Here is an 18007-nt window from a genome sequence, read left to right as displayed (position 1 = left end):
CGGACAGTGCGGCGGCCGTCGGCACGTTCGCCGCGTAGGGCTGTCACAAATGGTGAGGCCATCCAATCCTTGCTGTGGACAGCCACTGTTTGGTTCGTCGTCGTCGCTGCTGTCGAGGGTGAGTTGCCGGGTGGCGAGGGTGGCAGGCTGGAGGGCATCGACGCGCAGCGCGATGCCCTGAACTGGCCTGCCCGGTGGGGCGGGTGGGAAGGATGTCGCTGTGCCCAAGCCCTGTCCGGAAGCGTTCCGCGAGGGATGTTGTGCGGGTCTCGAGGAACCGCGGCCCGGGCGTGACACTCGAGCAAGGGGCTGACGCTGCCCCGGCCGGCGGGGCGGCCCTTGCTGGTACTGCCCAGAACCGGTGTACGCGGAGGGTTGTGCGCTCCGGCGTAACTCCGCTGGCTGGCATGCGCCGGTAGCGGCCTGGTGCAGCGTTCGGGATAGTGCCTGCGAAGGGTCCGCCGCTTGCGCACGGACCCTTCTACCTGCCCGCTTCCGGCACCCGGGGGACTCGCCATGAAAACCGTCAGGCTCCGCCGTACGCTCAGCGTTCTCGGCGTCACCGCCTCCACCGTCCTGGCCGCTGTCACTTTCGCCCAGCCGGCCCACGCAGAGAGCGCCTACGGCCTCATGAACACCGCGACCCGCAAGTGCACCGACCTGCCTGGCTTCTACGCCACCCCGCCCAACACCGAAGTCACGCAGTACACATGCGACTTCACGTACAACGACAACCAGCTGTGGTTCATCCGACCGACCCAGCCGCCCATCAACGGAAGCACCGTCGTGGAGTTCGTGAACACGAAAAGCGGTCTGTGCATGGACCTGCCCGGCTACGGCTCTGTCGCCGCGGCCACCCACGTCTCTACCTACTACTGCAACTCGGTGCCCGCCAACGACAACCAGGAATGGCTTCTCGACTACGCGTCCGGCCCCGGCAACGCCTACTACCACGTCGTCAACCTGAAGAGCGGTCTCTGCCTCGACGTCGCGGGCTGGGCCAGCGACGGATCCGACCTGGCGAACAACCTGCCGCTGACGGTCTACTCCTGCTACAACTCCGCCTGGGCCAACGGCGGCTACGACGACCACACCTGGCATGTCGTCTAACCTCGATCTTTCGTGACGGCTCGCCGGTTCACCTGGTTGGGCGCTCTACACCAGCCAGATCGGCCCGCGCTACATGGCCCACCTACTGCAGGTCGTGCTGCGCGAACTGGACGACATGAAACGAGCTGATCGGACCGGGCCCCCTCCGGGAAGCCGCCTAGAAAGCCGACCGCCGCTTAGAGAGCCTGCGCACCAATGGCGACGTCACCCGCGGTGTGAAGGTAGCTGGCGATGTCCACGCCGTCTTTGAGTACATCGAGCCCAAGTGCGATGCGCTGCCCGACTGGCTGGACCTGACCGTACCGGACGACCGTTTCGTCGCCTCCACCCTGCTGCTGAACCCGGCACCCCGGATCCGCGTGGTACGTCGCGACCAGCGATCAACCTGCAGACCAGGCTGGCTGCTGTCGCGCTGCCGTTCATCGAGCTCGCATGAGCCACCCGGCGCAGCACGGACGAGCAAGCTGCTCGCCGTCGCGGCGCCGGGCACCGTCTACGACCCGGACGCCGACGACGTTGTCCAGGCCGAGCTCGCCGCCGACGCGCGGGAAGCCGAGCTCCGCGAAGCCGCCGGGATCACGGCCCGTGTCGATGAGCGCGCCGACGCCCTGACCGCCCTCGACCCTGACTGACGGCTACCTCACGGCGCGGACTGGCACCGCAAGTACCACCTGCTGCACGCCCACCTCGCCGGCGGCGCCGACCCCGCCGCCCTCGCCCGCGAACGATCGTGGAGTCCCGAGACCACCTGCGCAGTGCCCCCGCTTCGATTACTCCTCTGAAACTCCTCAAGTCGCTTGGTGCTCAGAGAACATGACCGACAGGCTGATCCTCATGACAGGATTCACGGGACTGAGCAAGAAGAACAACTTCGTGCTGGCCATCCGGGACGCGGACGTGGTCGCGGCGGCCCTGCGTCAGGCACTGGCAGAAGCCTCACCACAAGAGCGCCCCGGCCTGGAGCGCGCTGTCGCACTCGTCGAGTCCACTGCCGCCGCCACCGAGACCCAACTGCGCGCTCGCTGGGTCCGTTCCCGGCTGGCCGCCGTCGGCTTCACCGGCGACATCACCTCGGTCGCGGCGGTGAGGGCACTGCGCCAGGCCGAGCCGAAGCTGAGCCTGCTCGCGGCGGTGCAACTGCAGAAGGAGGCAGTGGCCCATCCGGAGTGACCCGGCAGCCCGCGCACCACGCGTGGGAGCATTGCCGGTAGCGTTGCCCCTCCTCGAGGGGGGTGAGGTAGCAGCCCTTCCGTATGCATTGCAGCGGGTCCGTGCCATCGGACGCCGCCCTCGTGCAACTGATGCAACCGCTGCACGATTTGTAGACGAAGGTGCCCTGTGCGCCGTAGACCACCAAGTGCTGTCGGCCGAAGGCGCACGTCCCGGCTTCGTCCCAGCACCTCGTGGCGTAACGTACAAAGTTGCCGTCGGCGGTGTAGTGGGCTTTCCACTCCCCGGGGGCGCCGGCTGCAGCGGCGCGCCACCAAGGCGGTGCGGCTGGCGCTGCAGGCACATCGCCGATCCGGTCCGTCTGGTGCACCCGTTCGGCATCCACCCCGGAACCGGCGTGCGTTACGTCCACGCCGCCCACCGTGACAAGGCCCTGCCTCCCATCCGCTGAACCAGCACACACCATCGGCCCCGCGTATGCACCTGTTCCCGGTCCGCCCATGACATGAGCGGCCCTCGCACACTCCCACCACCCGTTCTCGAACCTTGGCGTCCAGCGTCGGGGCGGCTGGATGCGCCATCGTTCGTTATAGTGAACGTAGAGTTCATCAATCTGAGTGAGGGTGTCATGCAGGTCCCCGCCTACTACGCGGACACATACGAGGAGCAGGCCCAGACCCAGGTCGCCGCCATAGGGGAGCGCGACGGCACACCGTGGGTGGCGGTCGAGCACTGCCTGTTCCACCCCCAGGGTGGCGGTCAGCCGGCCGACCGCGGTTGGGTGGACGGTCACGAGATCGTCCCCGTGCGGGACCATGACTCCGGGCTGGTCGTGGCCGTGGCCTGCGGCGAGACGGCGCTGCCCGTCCTTTCGGTCGGGCAGCCGGTCCAGGTCCGCATCGACCTCCCGGTGCGCCTCGCGCATGCCGCCCTGCACACCGCCGGTCACCTGATCGAAGCGGCCGGACGGGCACAGGGCTGGGTGCTGGCCGCCAACAACCACTTCCCCGGCCAGGCCCGGATCGAGTTCACCGCGCCGATGCCCGACGCCCGCCTGGACACACCGGAGGGCCGGGAGGAGGCCACCGCGGCCCTGCGGACGCAAGTCGCCAAGGCCATTGCCGAAGACCTGCCCGTGACCTGGGAGAACGACGCCGACGGTCGTCGCGTCGTTCACCTGGCCCATCTGCACTCGGCTCCGTGCGGGGGAACCCACGTGCGCAGCCTCGGCGGCCTCGTCGACGTCGTACTGCCGACACTGAAGGTCAAGAAGGGCCGCATCCGCGTTTCCTACAGCGCCGACCACCGGGAGCACTCATGACGCCGCCGCCAGAGGAGCGCCGACCCGCCAGCAGCACAGCGATCGCGGTCGGAGCCCAGATCCGCCAGCGCCGCGAGCAGCGTGGCATGAGCAGTGCCGAGCTGGCCCGCAGGGCGGGCCTGGGCAAGGCGACGCTCTCGAAGCTGGAGGCCGGGCGGGGAAACCCGACGATCGAAACCCTCGACGCGCTCGCGATCGCCCTGCGCATCCCATTGACCGACCTTCTGGCCCGCGACACCGATCCGGGGCCGGTGTTCGTACCCGGCACCGACCTCGCCGACGGCGAGGTAGGACGTGAACTGCTGCGCCGTATCAGCAGCGGCAACAGCCTGGAGATCTGGCGGCTGCGCATGCCCCCCGGGACACACCTGGACGGCGTGCCGCACGCGACCGGCACCATCGAGCACCTGCTCGTCTCCTCCGGTCGTCTCGCTGCCGGGCCTGCCGACGCCCCCACCGACCTGCACCCCGGCGACCTGCTCGCCTTCGCGGGGGATGCCCCGCACGTCTACCGCACCGGCCCCGAGCCGGCCGACGTCACCGTCGTCATCGCCTCCCCCATCATCAGCTGAAAGACATCCCTGAACATGAGCGTCACCGCCCCCGCCGTGCCCCAGCGGATATTCACCAGCGACAACACCGCCGGCGCCTCGCCCGAGATCGTCCAGGCCGTCTTCGCCGCGGCCGCCGGCCAGGATCTGCCCTACGGCGCCGACCGGTTCACCGCCAGCGCCCGCGCCCGCTTCGCGGAGATCTTCGAACGCGACGTCGACGTCCTGCCCGTTTCCACCGGGTCCGCGGCCAACGCCCTGAGCCTGGCCGCCCTCGCCCCGCCCTGGGGCAGCGTGCTGTGCCACCGCGACAGCCACATCAACACCGACGAGTGCGGCGCACCGGAGTTCTTCACCAGCGGGGCCAAACTCGTTCCCCTGTCCGGCGACGACGCCCGGATCGACGCCGCCCAGCTGCGCGCGGCCGCGACGCGGAAGGTCGGCGACGTACACAGCGTGCAGCCTTCCGTGCTCAGCATCACCCAGGCCACCGAGACCGGCGCCCTCTACACCCCACCGAAATCCGCGCCCTGACCCGCATCGCCAAGGACGCGGGCCTGCGCGTCCACATGGACGGAGCCCGCTTCGCCAACGCCGTCGCCGCCCTGGGCTGCACCCCGGCCGAGCTGACCTGGCAGGCCGGCATCGACGTCCTCTCCTTCGGAGCGACCAAAAACGGCGCCATGACCGCCGACGCCATCGTCGTCTTCGACCGCGCCCTCACCCCGGAACTGTCCTTCCGGACCAAGCGCGCCGGCCAGCTCACCTCCAAGATGCGCTTCCAGTCCGCCCAGCTCGACGCCTACCTCACAGACAGCCTGTGGCTGCGCAACGCCGCCCACGCCAACACGATGGCCGAGCGCCTCGGCACCGGGCTCAAGGCCATTCCCGGCGCCGATCTCCTGCACGCCGTCGAGGCCAACATCCTCTTCTGCCGCCTCCCCCAGCCGGTCATCGACCAGCTCCTGGCCGAAGGATTCACCTTCTACCACGACCGCTGGGAGCCAGGTGTCTGCCGCTTCGTCACCTCCTTCTCCACCACCGAACACGACGTCGACACTCTCCTTGAGGCCGTACGCCGCCTCGCCGTCTGACGCCCCACGGCAGAGCGGAGGCGCCGGGTCACCACCGTGGTGGACCGCGCCATCGCTCCTGACACGAACCAGGTCACGGTGGTACGAGGCGTGGGCAGCCTCCTCGCCCGCCCTGAGTGCCGACAACCGTAGGCGTTGATCCGTGTCGGTGCGTGGCTTCCGACCAGTAGGCGCCCGCGCGCCGGTCCTACGTACACCGGCTTTCTCGAGATGGCCCTCAGCTGCGATGTGGGTCCGTCTGTTGAACGTCGCTTCGCTTGGCGAGTGAGCGCCGGGCATCATGGTTGTCGAGACGGGCCATACGCGAGAGGGCGAGTGCAGCAGGTGTCTGGAGGCGGGCAGGCGGCTTTGACGGAGGTGTGGCAGCAGCGATGGCCCCACTGCCCTCCAGTGGGCTACAAACTCCGTGTCCCGTATCGAGATGCCTGGGTGCGCTTTCGCAGCCTGCCGCAGTCGAAGCGGTACGCAGAGAACGAGAGCGAGTACGCCGTCGTCCTGGAGCGTTACAACACCGTCCTCGACGAGTTGTTCGCCGGCACAGACGTATACGTGATCACTCCTAACTGGGCGACTGAAGCCGAGGTCCCGCCGCTTCAACCCGACGCCGGCTATGGCAGAGCCTGCTGGTGAACGACGATCCAGAGCCGGAGTTCCGCACCTACTGCCATCTCTTCGCCGCCCGCCGGACTTGGCAACGTGGCTGCATCGACGAGTTGCTCCGTGAAATCGCCGACGACAAGGTGGCGGGAGTCCTCATCACCGACACGCGGATGCGGCGCGTCCATCACCCCTACGATGGCGGCGCCGACGTCTTCCTCACCTCACCGCAGGAGCGGGACCGCACGCGCGATCGGCATGCCGACTGGCTCTCCAGTCATCCGTCGGGTCTCTGACGGGCCCGGATCGCCGTGCCCGCCCACGGTGTCTGATTCAAGGGTCCCACCTCCTCAGTTCGCGGCGGCGCACGGCGGACCGCCCCGCAGACGTAGCAGGCAGGTGTGCGGCGGCGACCATCGCCGGTCAGTTGCTGCCGGACCGGCAGTCGACCCGGTGCAGGCGTGAGTACGAGTACTCAGGCCCCCGGGCCCGCGTTCGGGAAGGCTGGCTCCATGACTACCTGTCACACGCAACCACACCACCCCGTCCTGCCGCGCGTGCTGGGCGCGGCTGCCACAGGAGCGGTTCTGGCCACCGGCGCCCGGAGCTACCACTCCTGGTCCGAACACCGCAGCAACCGGACCTGCCAGGCGAGCGACAGCCTCTGCATCACCTGGTTGAACGTGACGGCCGTCCCCCTCATCCTCACGGTCACCCTGATCGTGCTCACCCTCGCCTACAAACGGCTGGACATCAGACCACGACTCGTCATCATCCCGCCGACAATCCTGCTCGCCCCGATACCCCTCGCCGCCGCAAGCACCGCGAGCGGAGCGTGGGCAGTCACCTTCACCGGCGCAGCCTGGTCGGGCTGCCTGGCCCTCGCCGCCTGGAACCGCTACCGAGTCCCTGCGGTCACGGCTTCAGCAGCGATACTGCTCGCCGCCATGGTCGCCTACTACCACTGATGATCGCCTGGCTGGAGCGGGGAACCCGCGGCACCCGAGGAAGAGTGAGATGCGGTAACCGAGGCTGCTGTGGAGCCGGTGCAAGTTGTGGAGCCGGACGCCTTCTTACCGCCCGGGCCGACAACGAACAGCCACAGGTCGTTCCGCTTGAAGACGGTGCAGGTCTGCTGCTGGCCGGGGCGGCGGAAGCGGATGGAGCCGCCGCGGACGTCGAACGGGTCCTCGGCGGTCATGTCGATGGAGATCGAGCCCGCCGCACCCCGCTACTGCGCGTGAAGGGCGAGTCAGGAGGCGGCCGTCACCCGGTCGACGGGCCGCCCGGCGGCGACGGTGTGCCCTGCGGCTCGGGTGCGGGAGCGGACGGCGAGGGCGTAGACGATCACGGCGAGCGCGGCGCAGGCGAGGGTGACCAGCCCGAGCGGGAGGGCGGTGCCGGCGCCGCCGAGGCCGACGAGCGGAGCGGCGAGCCCGCCGAACGCGAAGCGCGCCATGCCGAGCAGCGAGGAGGCGGTGCCCGCGATCCCGGGGTAGTGCGCGAGGGCGAGCGAGGTGGAGGGCGGGGTGGTGGCGGCCACGCCGCTGACCATGGTGAGCAGGGACAGCACCATCGCGGCCAGCGGGAGGTGCACCGCTGCGGTGACCAGGAGGCCGCCCGCACCCGCGAGGGTCATGGCGAGGCCCAGGACGAGAGTGCCCTTCTCCGACCATCGCTCCGACAGCCGTCCCGCGACGAAGCCGAACACCATGAAGCCCGCGGAGTTCAGTCCGAACGCGAGCGAGTAGCCCTGTGGGGAGAGCCCGTAGATTCCCTGCAGGACGTAGGTGGCGCCGCTGAGGTAGGCGAACAGGGCTGCGTTGACGAGGCCGGTGATCAGGGCGGCGCCGAGGAAGAGCCGGTCGGACAGCAGCCGGCGGAAGTCGCGGCCGCTCTGGGCCAGGCCGCCACCGGTGCGCTCCTGCGGGGGCAGGGTCTCCCGGAAGACGGTGAGGCAGGCCAGGAGGATCACGGCGCCGAGCAGGGCGAGGAAGCCGAAGATGCCGCGCCAGTCGGTGACGGCGGCCAGCTGGCCGCCCACGACCGGTCCGATGATCGCGGCCAGTCCACCGATCACGGTCAGGCGGCCGTAGTAGCGCACCAGCTTTCCGCCGGAATACAGATCACGACCGGCGGCCTGGGCGATCACGATGCCCACCGCGCCGGCCAGACCCTGCACGAAGCGGGCGGCGACCAGCGACTCGACGCTCGGACTGACGGCGCACAGCACCGAGGTGGCGATATAGGCGACGGCGCCGGCCAGCATGGGACGGCGCCGGCCGAACCGGTCCGACAGCGGCCCGGCAACCACCTGGCCGAACGCCAGGCCGAGCAGACAGGCGGTGACGGTCAGCTGCGCGGCCGACGTCGACGCGTGCAGCTCACGGGTCAGCGCGGGCAGCACCGGTAGGTAGAGGTCCATCGAGATCGGACCGAAGACGGTCAGCAGCGCGAGAACGGCGGCCAGGGCACGGCCGACCGTCCGCTCGCGCGGCAGGCTCGGGATCACGGGGGTACTCACGCAGCTCCAATGAACAGGGGCGACAAAACGGCTTCACCAGCGGCCTCTCGGCACCGCAGGAACTTGACCGATTTCCACACAACCGCGTTCCGCGGCGGTCAGGGAGTTCCTGTGAAGGGGTGTACCGGCAGTGCATGCCTGGCACCGTGGGCCGGGCGCACTGCCGGTGGGTGGGCGCATCACCTCTCCCCCGCAGCCCGCACGGTCTGGGGCGGCACCCTGGATGTGACCAACCCCCTCCCCCGTCACGGCTGCTTGCCTCATGGGCACGGATCCCGGCGTGGGCCGGGCACCCACGCCGGCCTTCGACTGCCCCAGCACGCGTGCCCTCGCCGCACGCCCTACTCGCCCGCAGCGAGCTCACGGCGCCGGCCGACCGGCGCAGTCCCTTGGACGCACACCGGCCTGGCTGAAAGAAGCCGGCCGTGCTGCGAGCGGAGCGACGAGGCCGTCGACCGTCTCCAGGCATCTGCCGGCGCGAAGCGCGCTCCCCTTCGATCGGGGGCTTCCGAAGGTCGGGCGCCAGGGCGTTGGCGGCGCAGGGCAGGCGGGCGATCAGCCGACCTTGAACATGCCCGTGCCTGATGGTGCCGAGGCCGAGAGGTCGAGCATCTCCTGGGTCAGGGCGATGCCACCGATCATCGAACCGGTGAGAATGCGCCGGGCGCTGCCGAGGCGGAAGCCGTTGACGGTCAGGGGCCCGGGGGCGGCGCCGCCGGGTTGGGGTCAGGTGTCAGTCGGTGGCCGGGGCGGCGGCGTATTCCTCGTCGGTGACGGGGGTCAGCCAGTGGACGACGTCGTGGTCGGCGTCCGCCTCGTTGATGGCCAGGTGGACCATCAGCCGGTTCGGTGCGGCGCCGTGCCAGTGCTCCTCGTCGGCCTCGAACAGGACGCGGTCGCCGGGCCGGATGACCTCGATCGGTCCGCCCCGGCGCCGGCACAGGCCGATGCCCTCGGTGACGAAGACGGTCTGGCTCAGCGGGTGGCGGTGCCAGTGGGTGCGTGCGCCGGGCATGAAGTGCACCAGGTTGGCGGTGACCCGCGACGGCTCGGGTGCGGCGGCGACGGCGTCGATGTAGACGTCGCCGGTGAACCAGTCGGCGGGACCCTTGACGGTGTTGATCGAGCTTCGGGTGATCTGCAAGGTCGTTTCTTTCTCGGTGGGCGTCAGGGGTTGACGGGCACACGCTCGGGCCACTGGCTCGCGGGATCGCGAGGGCGGCGGCGTGTTCCGGTGAGCGGCGGCGGGGGTCAGGGCTTGAGGAGTGCCTTGATGGCGCGGCGTTCGTCCATGGCCTGGTATCCCTCGGCGACCTGCGCCAGGGGCAGAGTGAGGTCGAAGACCTTGCCCGGATTGATGCGGCCGGTCAGGACGCGGTCGATCAGGTCGGGCAGGTAGCGGCGCACAGGGGCGGGGCCGCCGCGCAGGCCGACGTGGGAGAAGAAGAGCTCCTGGCCGTCGATCGCCACCTCGTGGGGGACGCCGACGAAGCCGACGTTGCCGCCCGGCCGCGCCGTGCGCAGGGCCTGCCGCATGGCCTGGGCGGTGCCGACGCACTCCAGGACCGAGTCGGCGCCGATGCCGTCGGTGAGGTCCTTGATCCGGGCGACGCCCTCTTCGCCGCGCTCGGTGACGATGTCGGTGGCGCCGAACTCGCGGGCGAGCTGCCGGCGGGACTCATGACGGCTCATGGCGATGATCCGCTTCGCGCCCATCTCCTTCGCCGCGATCACCGCGCACAGTCCGACCGCGCCGTCGCCGACCACCACGGCGGTGGAGCCGGGCCTTACCTCGGCGGCGTCGGCGGCGTACCAGCCGGTGCCCATCACGTCGGAGACGGCCAGCAGGCCGGGCCAGAACTCCTCGCCCGGCACCTCGTCGGTGGCGACCAGGGTGCCCTGGGCGTTGGGGATGCGCACGTACTCGGCCTGGCAGGTGCTCATGAACTCGCGGTTCAGGCAGTTGGAGGGGAAGCCGTTGCGGCAGTTGGCGCAGGTGTTGTCCGAAGTGGCGAACGAGCCGACGACGAACTGACCCGGCTTGAGCTCGGTGACCTCAGCCCCGACCTCCTCCACGAAGCCGACGTACTCGTGCCCCATCGGGTGCGCCTCGTCGGTCGCGTCGAGTCCGCGGTAGGGCCACAGGTCGGAGCCGCACACACAGGTGACGGCGGTACGGATGATCGCGTCGGTCGGCTTGAGGATCTTCGGATCATCCAGGGTCTCGAAGCGCACATCGCCGGGGGCGTGGATCACTGCTCCGCGCATGGGGGAAGTCCTTCCGTTTGCTGAGGGGCGGGCCTGAGGGCGGTCCGCGGGCCGTCGTGCCCTGGGCGGGCGAATCGGGGACGCGTAAGGGCGCCGATGTCCTTCGCGCGCTGCCCGGCCGGGGTGCCCCCGGGGCGGCCGCGCCGCACAGGGAGTGCCTCTGCTCCAGGTAACCGCTCCTTCGGGCGGCCAGCGAGTTACCAGCGAAAGGTGTACTGCCAGTACACCCCTCCCCCGGCGGGCAAGCCGTACCGTCGGAGACATGGACAACCGTGAGGAGGTCCGCGAGTTCCTCACCTCGCGGCGAGCGAAGATCACCCCGGAACAGGCCGACCTGCCTGCCGGTTCCCGACGGCGCGTACCCGGGCTGCGCAGGAGCGAGGTCGCAGCGCTGGCCGACATGAGCGTCGAGTACTACGCGAAGCTGGAACGGGGCAACCTGGCCGGCGCCTCCCCGGCCGTCCTCGAGGCGGTCGCCCGCGCGCTTCAGCTGGACGACGCCGAGCGCGCCCATCTCCTGCACCTGGCGCAGGCGGCCGACGGCTCCGATGCCCTCACCCGCCCCCGGCGCCGCGCCACCAGCCGGCAGTGGAACCCGCACCGCAGCCTGCAATGGACCTTGGACGCGATCACGGCGGGGCCCGCGGTCGTGTGCAACGGCCGCACGGACATCCTGGCCGCCAATCCGCTCGCCCGCGCCTTCTACACCGACTTGTTCGCCCACTCCGACAACCAGCGGAACCTGGCTCGCTTCAACTTCCTCGACCCCGCCTCCCGCCAGTTCTATCCCGACTGGGAGCTGTTCGCCGACATGGCGGTGGCCATCCTGCGCCGCGAGGCCGGCCGCGACCCTCACGACAAGGACCTGCACGACCTCATCGGAGAGCTGTCCACCCGCAGCAAGGACTTCCGCACCCGCTGGGGCGCCCACAACGTCCGCCGCCACGGGACCGGAACCAAGCGGTTTCGCCACCCCGCGGTCGGCGATCTCACCCTCGCCTACGAGTCCTTGGACCTGGCCGCCGAACCCGGACTCAACATGACCATCTACACCGCCGAACCCGGCTCCCCCTCAGAAGAGGGACTACGCCTGCTCGCCTCCCTGGCCGCCACCGAAGACGTCAGCCCGGCAGCGCAGCAGCACCCCACCGCCTGACAACGGCGATGCCCCCACGCATCCGGCGACGTCCAAGTCTCCATCCAGAAACGGCCATCAGCACGGACCCGCTGTCGAGCCAGGCCCTGAAGCCACTGATCCGCGGTATCCCTCCGGTCCGCTCCCCCTACGGCACACCGGCAGGTGGTGAACCGAGGACGCCGTGATCCGGCCATCATCCTCATCCCGGGGTGAGTTGATCGCCCCCTCCGCTATCGTGACTGCCCGTCAGTCTCGGGCGCGCGCACGTTCCGCGCGGTACGAGGGCACACGGGGAAGACGGGAGAGCGGCCGGATGCCGAGCCTTGCGCGCATTCCGCTGGACGGTGGCGGTGCGGTCCTCGTGGAGGCGGCGCCCGTCACGGCGGACGGACCCGTCCATGCCGGCCGTGTCGGTGACGTCATCCGCGATCTGCCGGCGAGCCTGCAGTCGGTACTCGCCCCGGTGCGGGAAACGGCACGTGCCGTCGTGGAACAGCTCAGGCACGCGGGTCCGGCGGAAATCGAGGTCGAGTTCGGAGTCGACCTGTCGGCGCAGGCCGGGGCAGTCATCACCAAGAGCGAGGCCGGCTTTCACTTGAAGGTACGGGTGCTGTGGCAGAACGCCCCCGAAGCCCCGGACGCGCAGGCCTCTTGAGGGGTGACGGCCGTGACGGGCGCCCTTGACCGCGGTGGCGGCCGCGGAGGACCTGACGGTTTCTGGGCGAGCATCGCCCGGATCACGGACGAGGCCGGGCGGGTGGCCGGGGCCGGGTTCCTCGCCGCCGAGGACACCGTTCTCACTTGTGCCCATGTGATCGATGCCGCCGGCAGCGCCCCGGGCGGCCGGGTCCGGCTGTCGTTCCCCGCCGCCCTCGGCACGCCCGAGGCCGTCGGTCGCGTCGAGTCCGGGACGTGGAGCCCAGCTGACGCCCAGGACATCGCCGTTGTGCGGCTCGAACGGACACCTGCGGGCATCCGTCCGTTGCCGCTGGGCTCGGCGGCGGGCAGCCGGGGCCACCGCGTGTCGTCGTACGGCTTTCCCACCCAGGCGCCGGCCGGCGGACACTTCGGCCACGCGGAAGCGGGCGAACTGCTGCCCGGCACCCACAACGGCGGCGCCCTCCTGCAACTGACCGCTGCCAACGACCTGACGACCGGGTTCAGCGGCGCGCCGCTCGTCGACGAGCCAACGGGCCTGGTGGTAGGCATGGTGACCGCCATCGCCACGCCCGACGTCCACCTGAAGGGGCTCGGCATCGCCTACGCCACGCCCGTCGACACCCTGGTCGGCGTGCTGCCGGAGCCGATCCTCCAGGACATCTGCCCCTACCTGGGGCTGGAGCCGTTCACCGCCGAGCAGGCCCGGTGGTTCCACGGTCGCGAGGAAGCCGTGGAGAAGATGCTCGCGGCACTGGCCGGGCACCGTAGAGCGGTGCTGCTGACCGGTCCGTCCGGGGCCGGCAAGTCCTCCGTGGTGCAGGCGGGTCTCTTACCGGCCCTCACCGAGGGACGGCTGCCCGGTGGCGACAGATGGCTGCCGGTCCTCACTCGGCCCGGGCAGGACCTGGCCGCCGAGCTGGAGCGCGCCGGACTGGCCGGCGCCCGTACGTCCGGTCTGTCGTCCGCGGCCGCCCGCAGGCTCGCGGCTGAATCAGACCGCGACCATCTCCTCCTGGTGATCGACCAGTTCGAGGAGGTATTCACCCAGTCGACCGCCGCCGGCCAGGCGGTCATCGACGAGCTGACGAGGGCGGCGGCCTCGTCGGCGGCCATCACCCTCCTCCTGATCATGCGGGACGACTTCTACCCGCGGATGGCAGCCATTGCCCCGGCCTTGCTGGAAGCCGTCGCCCCCGGGCTCGTCAACATCCCCGCCACACTCGGCCGACAGGACCTGAACGCGATCATCACCCGCCCGGCACAGACGGTGGGAGCCCGTTTCGAGGACGGTCTTCCGGAACGGATCATCACCGACGTCCTGGCCGCCGACCCCGCCGGTGCCACGACCGGCCGGGCCCCGGCGGTTCTGCTGCCACCACTGGAACTGACCCTGAGCCAGCTGTGGCGACGACGCTCCAACGGCGTCCTGACCCACCACGCCTACCAGGCGATCGGCGAGGTCACCGGCGCGCTGGCCACCTGGTGCAACACCGCGGTCGCCGACCTCACCGCCGAACGACGAACCGTCGCCGAACGCATTCTCACCGCACTCGTCCGGCCCGCCGACGAATCCGGCCGCATCCCCGCCGTCCGCCAGCAGGTGTCGTTGACCTCCCTGCGCGACCTGACCGACGCTCGTGCGGATACTGCCTCTGCCGCCGGCTCCTCCGATGCGGTCACCGATGAGTCGCTCTTCGACGACGTCCTGACCGCGCTGACCAGCCACCGGATCGTGACCACTCGCAGTCGGCATCCCGCAGCCCCAGCCACCGAGCCGGGAGAGCCGGTCGCCGAACTGATCCACGACGCCCTCATCAGGGACTGGGCGGAACTGCGCGAGTGGGTGGCCCGTGATCACAGCTTCCAGGACTGGCTGCGCCGCGCTCGCGAACAACACGCGCGCTGGGCGGCGCATCATCGTCATGATGACCTGCTGCGGGGAACGGACCTGAGCCAGGGGCTGGAATGGTGCGCCGAACGCGGACTTCCCGCCACCATCGGCGCCTATGTGCAGCGCAGCCACCAGCACCAGCAGGCGGGCATCCGGCGGGCCAGACGGCTCAACGCCTTCCTCGCGAGCCTCCTCGCCCTCGCCCTGCTCGCAGCGGGGGTTGCTGTCTGGCAGCGCTCGGAAGCCGTCACAGCACAGCGGGAGGCGCGGTCCCGGGAACTCGCAGCCGTTTCCGGTGCCCTGCTGCACACCGACCCCGACCTGGCTGCGCTCCTCGCGGTACAGGCCTATCGAACCAGCCCCACCGACCAGGCCGTCGCCGCCCTCTACACCGCCGCCGACCTGCCGCTGAAGCACAGGATCACCACTGACAGCAGGATCGTGTCCGTCGCCTACAGCAAGGATGGCCGCACCCTCGCCGAGGCCCGACAGGACGGGACCGTGTACCTCCGTGACCCGGCCACGGGACGGCCCCGGGTGACGTTCACCGCCCCGCATCCGCTGATGGCGATGGTGTTCAGCCAGGACGGGCGGACAGTGGCGACGCTGTCGGGCAACGACACAAGCGACGAGCACACCCTGATGCTGTGGGACGCCACGACGGGCAGACCGCACGCCGGCCCGGTCCGCACCACGGCGGCCTCGATCCAACTCACGCCGGACGGACGGACGCTGGCCGTCGGAGGCGCGGGCAAGGGCATCGAGTTGCGGAGCACGGCCACGGGCAGGCGGAGCGGCTTCGTCGCCGCGGGAGTCGACACGCAGGTCGCCGCCATCAGCCCCGATGGCCGTACGGTGGCGTCACTGGGCCATGAGGCCCGGGCACGGCTGTGGGACGTGCACACCGGTAAGCAGCGGGCCGGGTTCGACACGTCTCCCAGCGCTGACATGCCCTTGGGAGCGACAGAATCCGTGGCCTTCAGTCCGGACGGCAGACGTCTGGCGACCGGGGACTTCGGTGGCTTCGTCCAGTTGCGCAGTGCGCGCACCGGGAAGATCCTCGCCTCGCTGTTCGGGCACACCGGTGAGGTGACCGCCCTTGCGTTCAGTCCGGACGGCGACACTCTCGCAACGGCGAGCAGTGACCACACCGTGCGTCTGTGGGATGCCGGCACGGGGAAGGCGCGTGCGACTTTCGTCGGCCACACCTCCGACGTCACGGCCCTGGCCTTCAGCCCGGACGGCCGCACACTCGTCAGCGGCAGCGCGGACCACGACCTGCGCTTGTGGAACCCGTACAGCGGCATGGCGCGGTTGGCACTGCCCGGTATCGACGGGACGTTGCAGGACATGGTGGTCGGTCCTGACGGACGTACGGTCGCCGTTTCAACACAGACGCTCACGAGCGAGGGGGTCGTACGGCTGTGGGACACACGCCGGAACGCCATCCGCTTGAAGTTCACCCAACCCGACGATGCCACGGGCCTGGCCTTCAGTCCGGACGGCGGGACGCTTGCCGTAGGCAGTGACGGAGACAGTGTGCGACTGCGGGACCCGGTAACCGGTCGGACACGCCGGTCCCTCCCGCAGGGCGGCGGCAGCAGAACCCTGGTGTACAGCCCGGACGGCAGGATCCTGGTAGTCGACGGCGCAAGCCTCTTCGACCTCCGAACGGGCAGAGCCCGAAGCATCACCGGAGAGGACGCGGAGGACGAGGAGGAGACGCCGGACATCGACCCGGCCATCCCCGTCGCCTTCAGCCCCGACGGACACTACCTGGCGGCGGTGACCGCAGACCGTCGCAAGGTGCGGATCCGCAACCCCGGCTCGGGAAAGGTTCTCGCCACCCTCGACAGCCCGGGACGCGTGACACGGATCGCCTTCGCGCCGAAAGGACACCTCCTGACGATCGGCGGCGCCGATGGCACGGTGGCGATTCGGAAGGACATCTTCGACACATCACCGACCACGTTCAGCATTCCCACCAGCGTGACCTCACTGGCGTTCACCCCTGACGGCCGCACTCTCGCCATCGCCGGTTCGGACGGCGACGTGCGGCTGTGGGACACGCCGACCGAACAGATCCGCAAGACACTCACCGTCTCCGACAACGGCATCGGTTTCATGGCGTTCGGCAGTGCCGGCCGTACGTTGGCCCTCGCCACCGACGACAGCGCGGTACGGCTCTACGACATCGACCTGCCCACCCCCGCTCAGGCGACCGACGCCGTATGCGGCGCAGTCCACCGTCGGCTGACCCCCCAGGAGGCCGACCGCTACCTGCACAACCGTCGCACCACCCAGGTGTGCCACCTCTGACAGGAGTGGTGAGGCGGGGTGAGTTGACGGGCGCGGTGTGGGCACGGACAGCCCCGTTGCTGCCTGGTGTTGATGGCCAGGGGCGGCCCTTGCGGGATCATCAGCAGGTGGTCGACGGGGTTCTGTGGCGGCTGCCGGCCGACTGACGGTGCCCCCTCCCGGCGTCAGCCGCATTCCGGCGTGTCCCTCCTTGCGGTGACCGGCCGCGTGGCGCCGCCCGTGACCGTCCGCGGTGCAGCACAGTGAGCCGGTGCTTCCTCGCCCTTTGACCTTCCTCCTCCTGGTACTGCTGGGCGTCACAAGCTGCACCACCGTGACGCCCAACTCCCCGCCGGCCGACGGCCGTCCCCTGGACGCACGGGCCCCACTCGCGCCGGACGGGCCGACGCCGACGTCGACGGCAGCGATGCCGGTGGCACCGCCCTCGGCGCGCTCCGCGCTGGTGCGAACGGGGCCCGAGCGGGCGCGGCACACGCCTGAGGTCCCGCACCGGACTTCCGTGGCCTCCGTGCAGCGGCCACACAGAACTGCTCCCAGGACGCATCCCACACCGCGCCACCGTCCTGCCCCGCAGCAGCACCCGCGCCCGAGGACCCGGCACCCTGCCGTGCAGACAGACCCGGTCCGCCCACTGCCCCGGACTCAGCGCAATCCCCAGCAGATGCGCCAGCTGTGCCACAGCGCCGACAAAGTGGCCGCCCGCGACCTCGCGGACCTGTGCCATCAGGCCTGGGGCTAATTTGATGGGGACTCTCGAGAAGGGCTCTGTCTGCAGTTCCGTGATCTGAAAAGGCCGTGTCCCTCACCGCCTCGGTAGGCTGGCTGGGTGACTGACCACGGCATTGGATTCCCCTTTTTTCGTCTGCATGTTGTGCCGGCGGTTCTCGCTCTGGCGAGTCCTTCATGGCAACGCGACGTGTGGCTGCAGCCGGAGGAATTTGAGGATCTGGACTTCGTGGTCCACGTGCTGTTCGACGATTTCTGCAACGCTGACGACCCCGCTCCGTGGCTGGGCAAGAGCCTCCGGACCGAGGAAGAAGTCACGCTCATGGAGGAGTTGGGCAGGGCCTACTCGGCAGTGCAGGAGTCTGTGGGTCGCAGCGCCCCGGATGAGACATATCTCGATGCTCCGGGATGGGGTGCCGTGATCACCATCGCGGCCGGACTGGCTCAGGTGATGGTGACCAATGACCTTGAAGCCATGGCTGTGCTTCAGGAGCAGCGTCAGCGCTCCTGACGACAGGGGCCGTGCTGCAACAGGCATCTGCGGCTGGGCGGATGAGATGACGTGTCAACTTGACCCGGTCCTGAAGGACCGGGCTTGGAGGTAGTGCCCAACTGGTTGTTGGGTGGGCTCCTCCGTC

15 protein-coding genes and 2 pseudogenes are annotated in these 18007 nt (G+C 69.9%); 14 read left to right on the top strand and 3 right to left on the bottom strand.

What is annotated here, in order from left to right; all coding sequences use genetic code 11:
* Positions 1–516 precede the first annotated feature (516 nt).
* The 9 genes and pseudogenes from AC07CM_RS38780 (at position 517) to AC07CM_RS38740 (ending at position 6811) form a co-directional block, all read left to right on the top strand.
* Complete coding sequence (locus tag AC07CM_RS38780) at positions 517–1110, top strand: RICIN domain-containing protein (RefSeq protein ID WP_478881224.1); 594 nt, start codon at positions 517–519, stop codon at positions 1108–1110.
* 215 nt (positions 1111–1325) lie between these two features.
* Positions 1326–1742, top strand: coding sequence for a hypothetical protein (locus AC07CM_RS38775; RefSeq protein ID WP_478881223.1), 417 nt, complete (start codon positions 1326–1328; stop codon positions 1740–1742).
* Positions 1743–1944: 202 nt separating this feature from the next.
* Positions 1945–2280 carry a hypothetical protein gene (locus AC07CM_RS38770; RefSeq protein ID WP_478881222.1) on the top strand — a complete coding sequence of 112 codons (336 nt, stop codon included), beginning with the start codon at positions 1945–1947 and terminating at the stop codon, positions 2278–2280.
* 592 nt (positions 2281–2872) lie between these two features.
* The gene (locus AC07CM_RS38765) at positions 2873–3601 is read left to right on the top strand and encodes an alanyl-tRNA editing protein (RefSeq protein WP_478881221.1); all 729 of its coding nucleotides are present in this window, start codon (positions 2873–2875) and stop codon (positions 3599–3601) included.
* The gene (locus tag AC07CM_RS38760) at positions 3598–4173 is read left to right on the top strand and encodes a helix-turn-helix domain-containing protein (protein ID WP_478881220.1); all 576 of its coding nucleotides are present in this window, start codon (positions 3598–3600) and stop codon (positions 4171–4173) included. The genes AC07CM_RS38765 and AC07CM_RS38760 overlap by 4 nt, the downstream gene beginning before the upstream one ends.
* Before the next feature lie 15 nt (positions 4174–4188).
* Positions 4189–5246, top strand: a pseudogene (locus AC07CM_RS38755) (threonine aldolase family protein).
* A 429-nt stretch (positions 5247–5675) separates the two neighbouring features.
* Entirely contained in the window at positions 5676–5876 is a 201-nt protein-coding gene (locus AC07CM_RS38750) for a DUF3885 domain-containing protein (protein ID WP_478881219.1), read from the top strand.
* A complete protein-coding gene (locus AC07CM_RS38745) occupies positions 5873–6139 on the top strand; it encodes a DUF3885 domain-containing protein (protein ID WP_478881218.1) in 267 nt (88 codons plus the stop codon). The genes AC07CM_RS38750 and AC07CM_RS38745 overlap by 4 nt, the downstream gene beginning before the upstream one ends.
* Positions 6140–6355: 216 nt before the next feature.
* Positions 6356–6811, top strand: coding sequence for a hypothetical protein (locus tag AC07CM_RS38740; protein WP_478881217.1), 456 nt, complete (start codon positions 6356–6358; stop codon positions 6809–6811).
* A 284-nt stretch (positions 6812–7095) separates the two neighbouring features.
* Here AC07CM_RS38740 and AC07CM_RS38735 read toward each other — a convergent pair whose 3' ends face one another.
* The 3 genes from AC07CM_RS38735 to AC07CM_RS38725 all read right to left on the bottom strand — a co-directional run bounded on the left by AC07CM_RS38735 (position 7096) and on the right by AC07CM_RS38725 (position 10635).
* Complete coding sequence (locus AC07CM_RS38735) at positions 7096–8367, bottom strand: multidrug effflux MFS transporter (RefSeq protein WP_478881216.1); 1272 nt, start codon at positions 8365–8367, stop codon at positions 7096–7098.
* 733 nt (positions 8368–9100) lie between these two features.
* The gene (locus AC07CM_RS38730) at positions 9101–9511 is read right to left on the bottom strand and encodes a (R)-mandelonitrile lyase (protein ID WP_478881215.1); all 411 of its coding nucleotides are present in this window, start codon (positions 9509–9511) and stop codon (positions 9101–9103) included.
* Positions 9512–9618: 107 nt separating this feature from the next.
* Positions 9619–10635, bottom strand: a complete 1017-nt coding sequence (locus AC07CM_RS38725) for a zinc-dependent alcohol dehydrogenase family protein (RefSeq protein ID WP_478881214.1) — start codon at positions 10633–10635, stop codon at positions 9619–9621.
* Between the two features lie 262 nt (positions 10636–10897).
* Here AC07CM_RS38725 and AC07CM_RS38720 point away from each other — a divergent pair, with 262 nt between their 5' ends.
* The 5 genes and pseudogenes from AC07CM_RS38720 (at position 10898) to AC07CM_RS38700 (ending at position 17880) form a co-directional block, all read left to right on the top strand.
* A complete protein-coding gene (locus tag AC07CM_RS38720; protein WP_478881213.1) occupies positions 10898–11791 on the top strand; it encodes a helix-turn-helix transcriptional regulator in 894 nt (297 codons plus the stop codon).
* Positions 11792–12086: 295 nt separating this feature from the next.
* Positions 12087–12428 carry a CU044_2847 family protein gene (locus AC07CM_RS38715; RefSeq protein ID WP_478881212.1) on the top strand — a complete coding sequence of 114 codons (342 nt, stop codon included), beginning with the start codon at positions 12087–12089 and terminating at the stop codon, positions 12426–12428.
* 12 nt (positions 12429–12440) lie between these two features.
* Positions 12441–16643 carry an nSTAND1 domain-containing NTPase gene (locus tag AC07CM_RS38710; RefSeq protein WP_478881211.1) on the top strand — a complete coding sequence of 1401 codons (4203 nt, stop codon included), beginning with the start codon at positions 12441–12443 and terminating at the stop codon, positions 16641–16643.
* 5 nt (positions 16644–16648) lie between these two features.
* Positions 16649–16777: pseudogene (locus AC07CM_RS38705) on the top strand (transposase); the annotation flags it as partial.
* Between the two features lie 692 nt (positions 16778–17469).
* Complete coding sequence (locus AC07CM_RS38700; RefSeq protein ID WP_478881210.1) at positions 17470–17880, top strand: SCO4402 family protein; 411 nt, start codon at positions 17470–17472, stop codon at positions 17878–17880.
* Positions 17881–18007: the final 127 nt, after the last annotated feature.

It is taken from the genome of Streptomyces sp. NPDC044061 (genome assembly GCF_056434305.1).
Note: the sequence above shows the minus strand (reverse complement) of the source record. Positions and strands in the feature narration are given on the sequence as shown.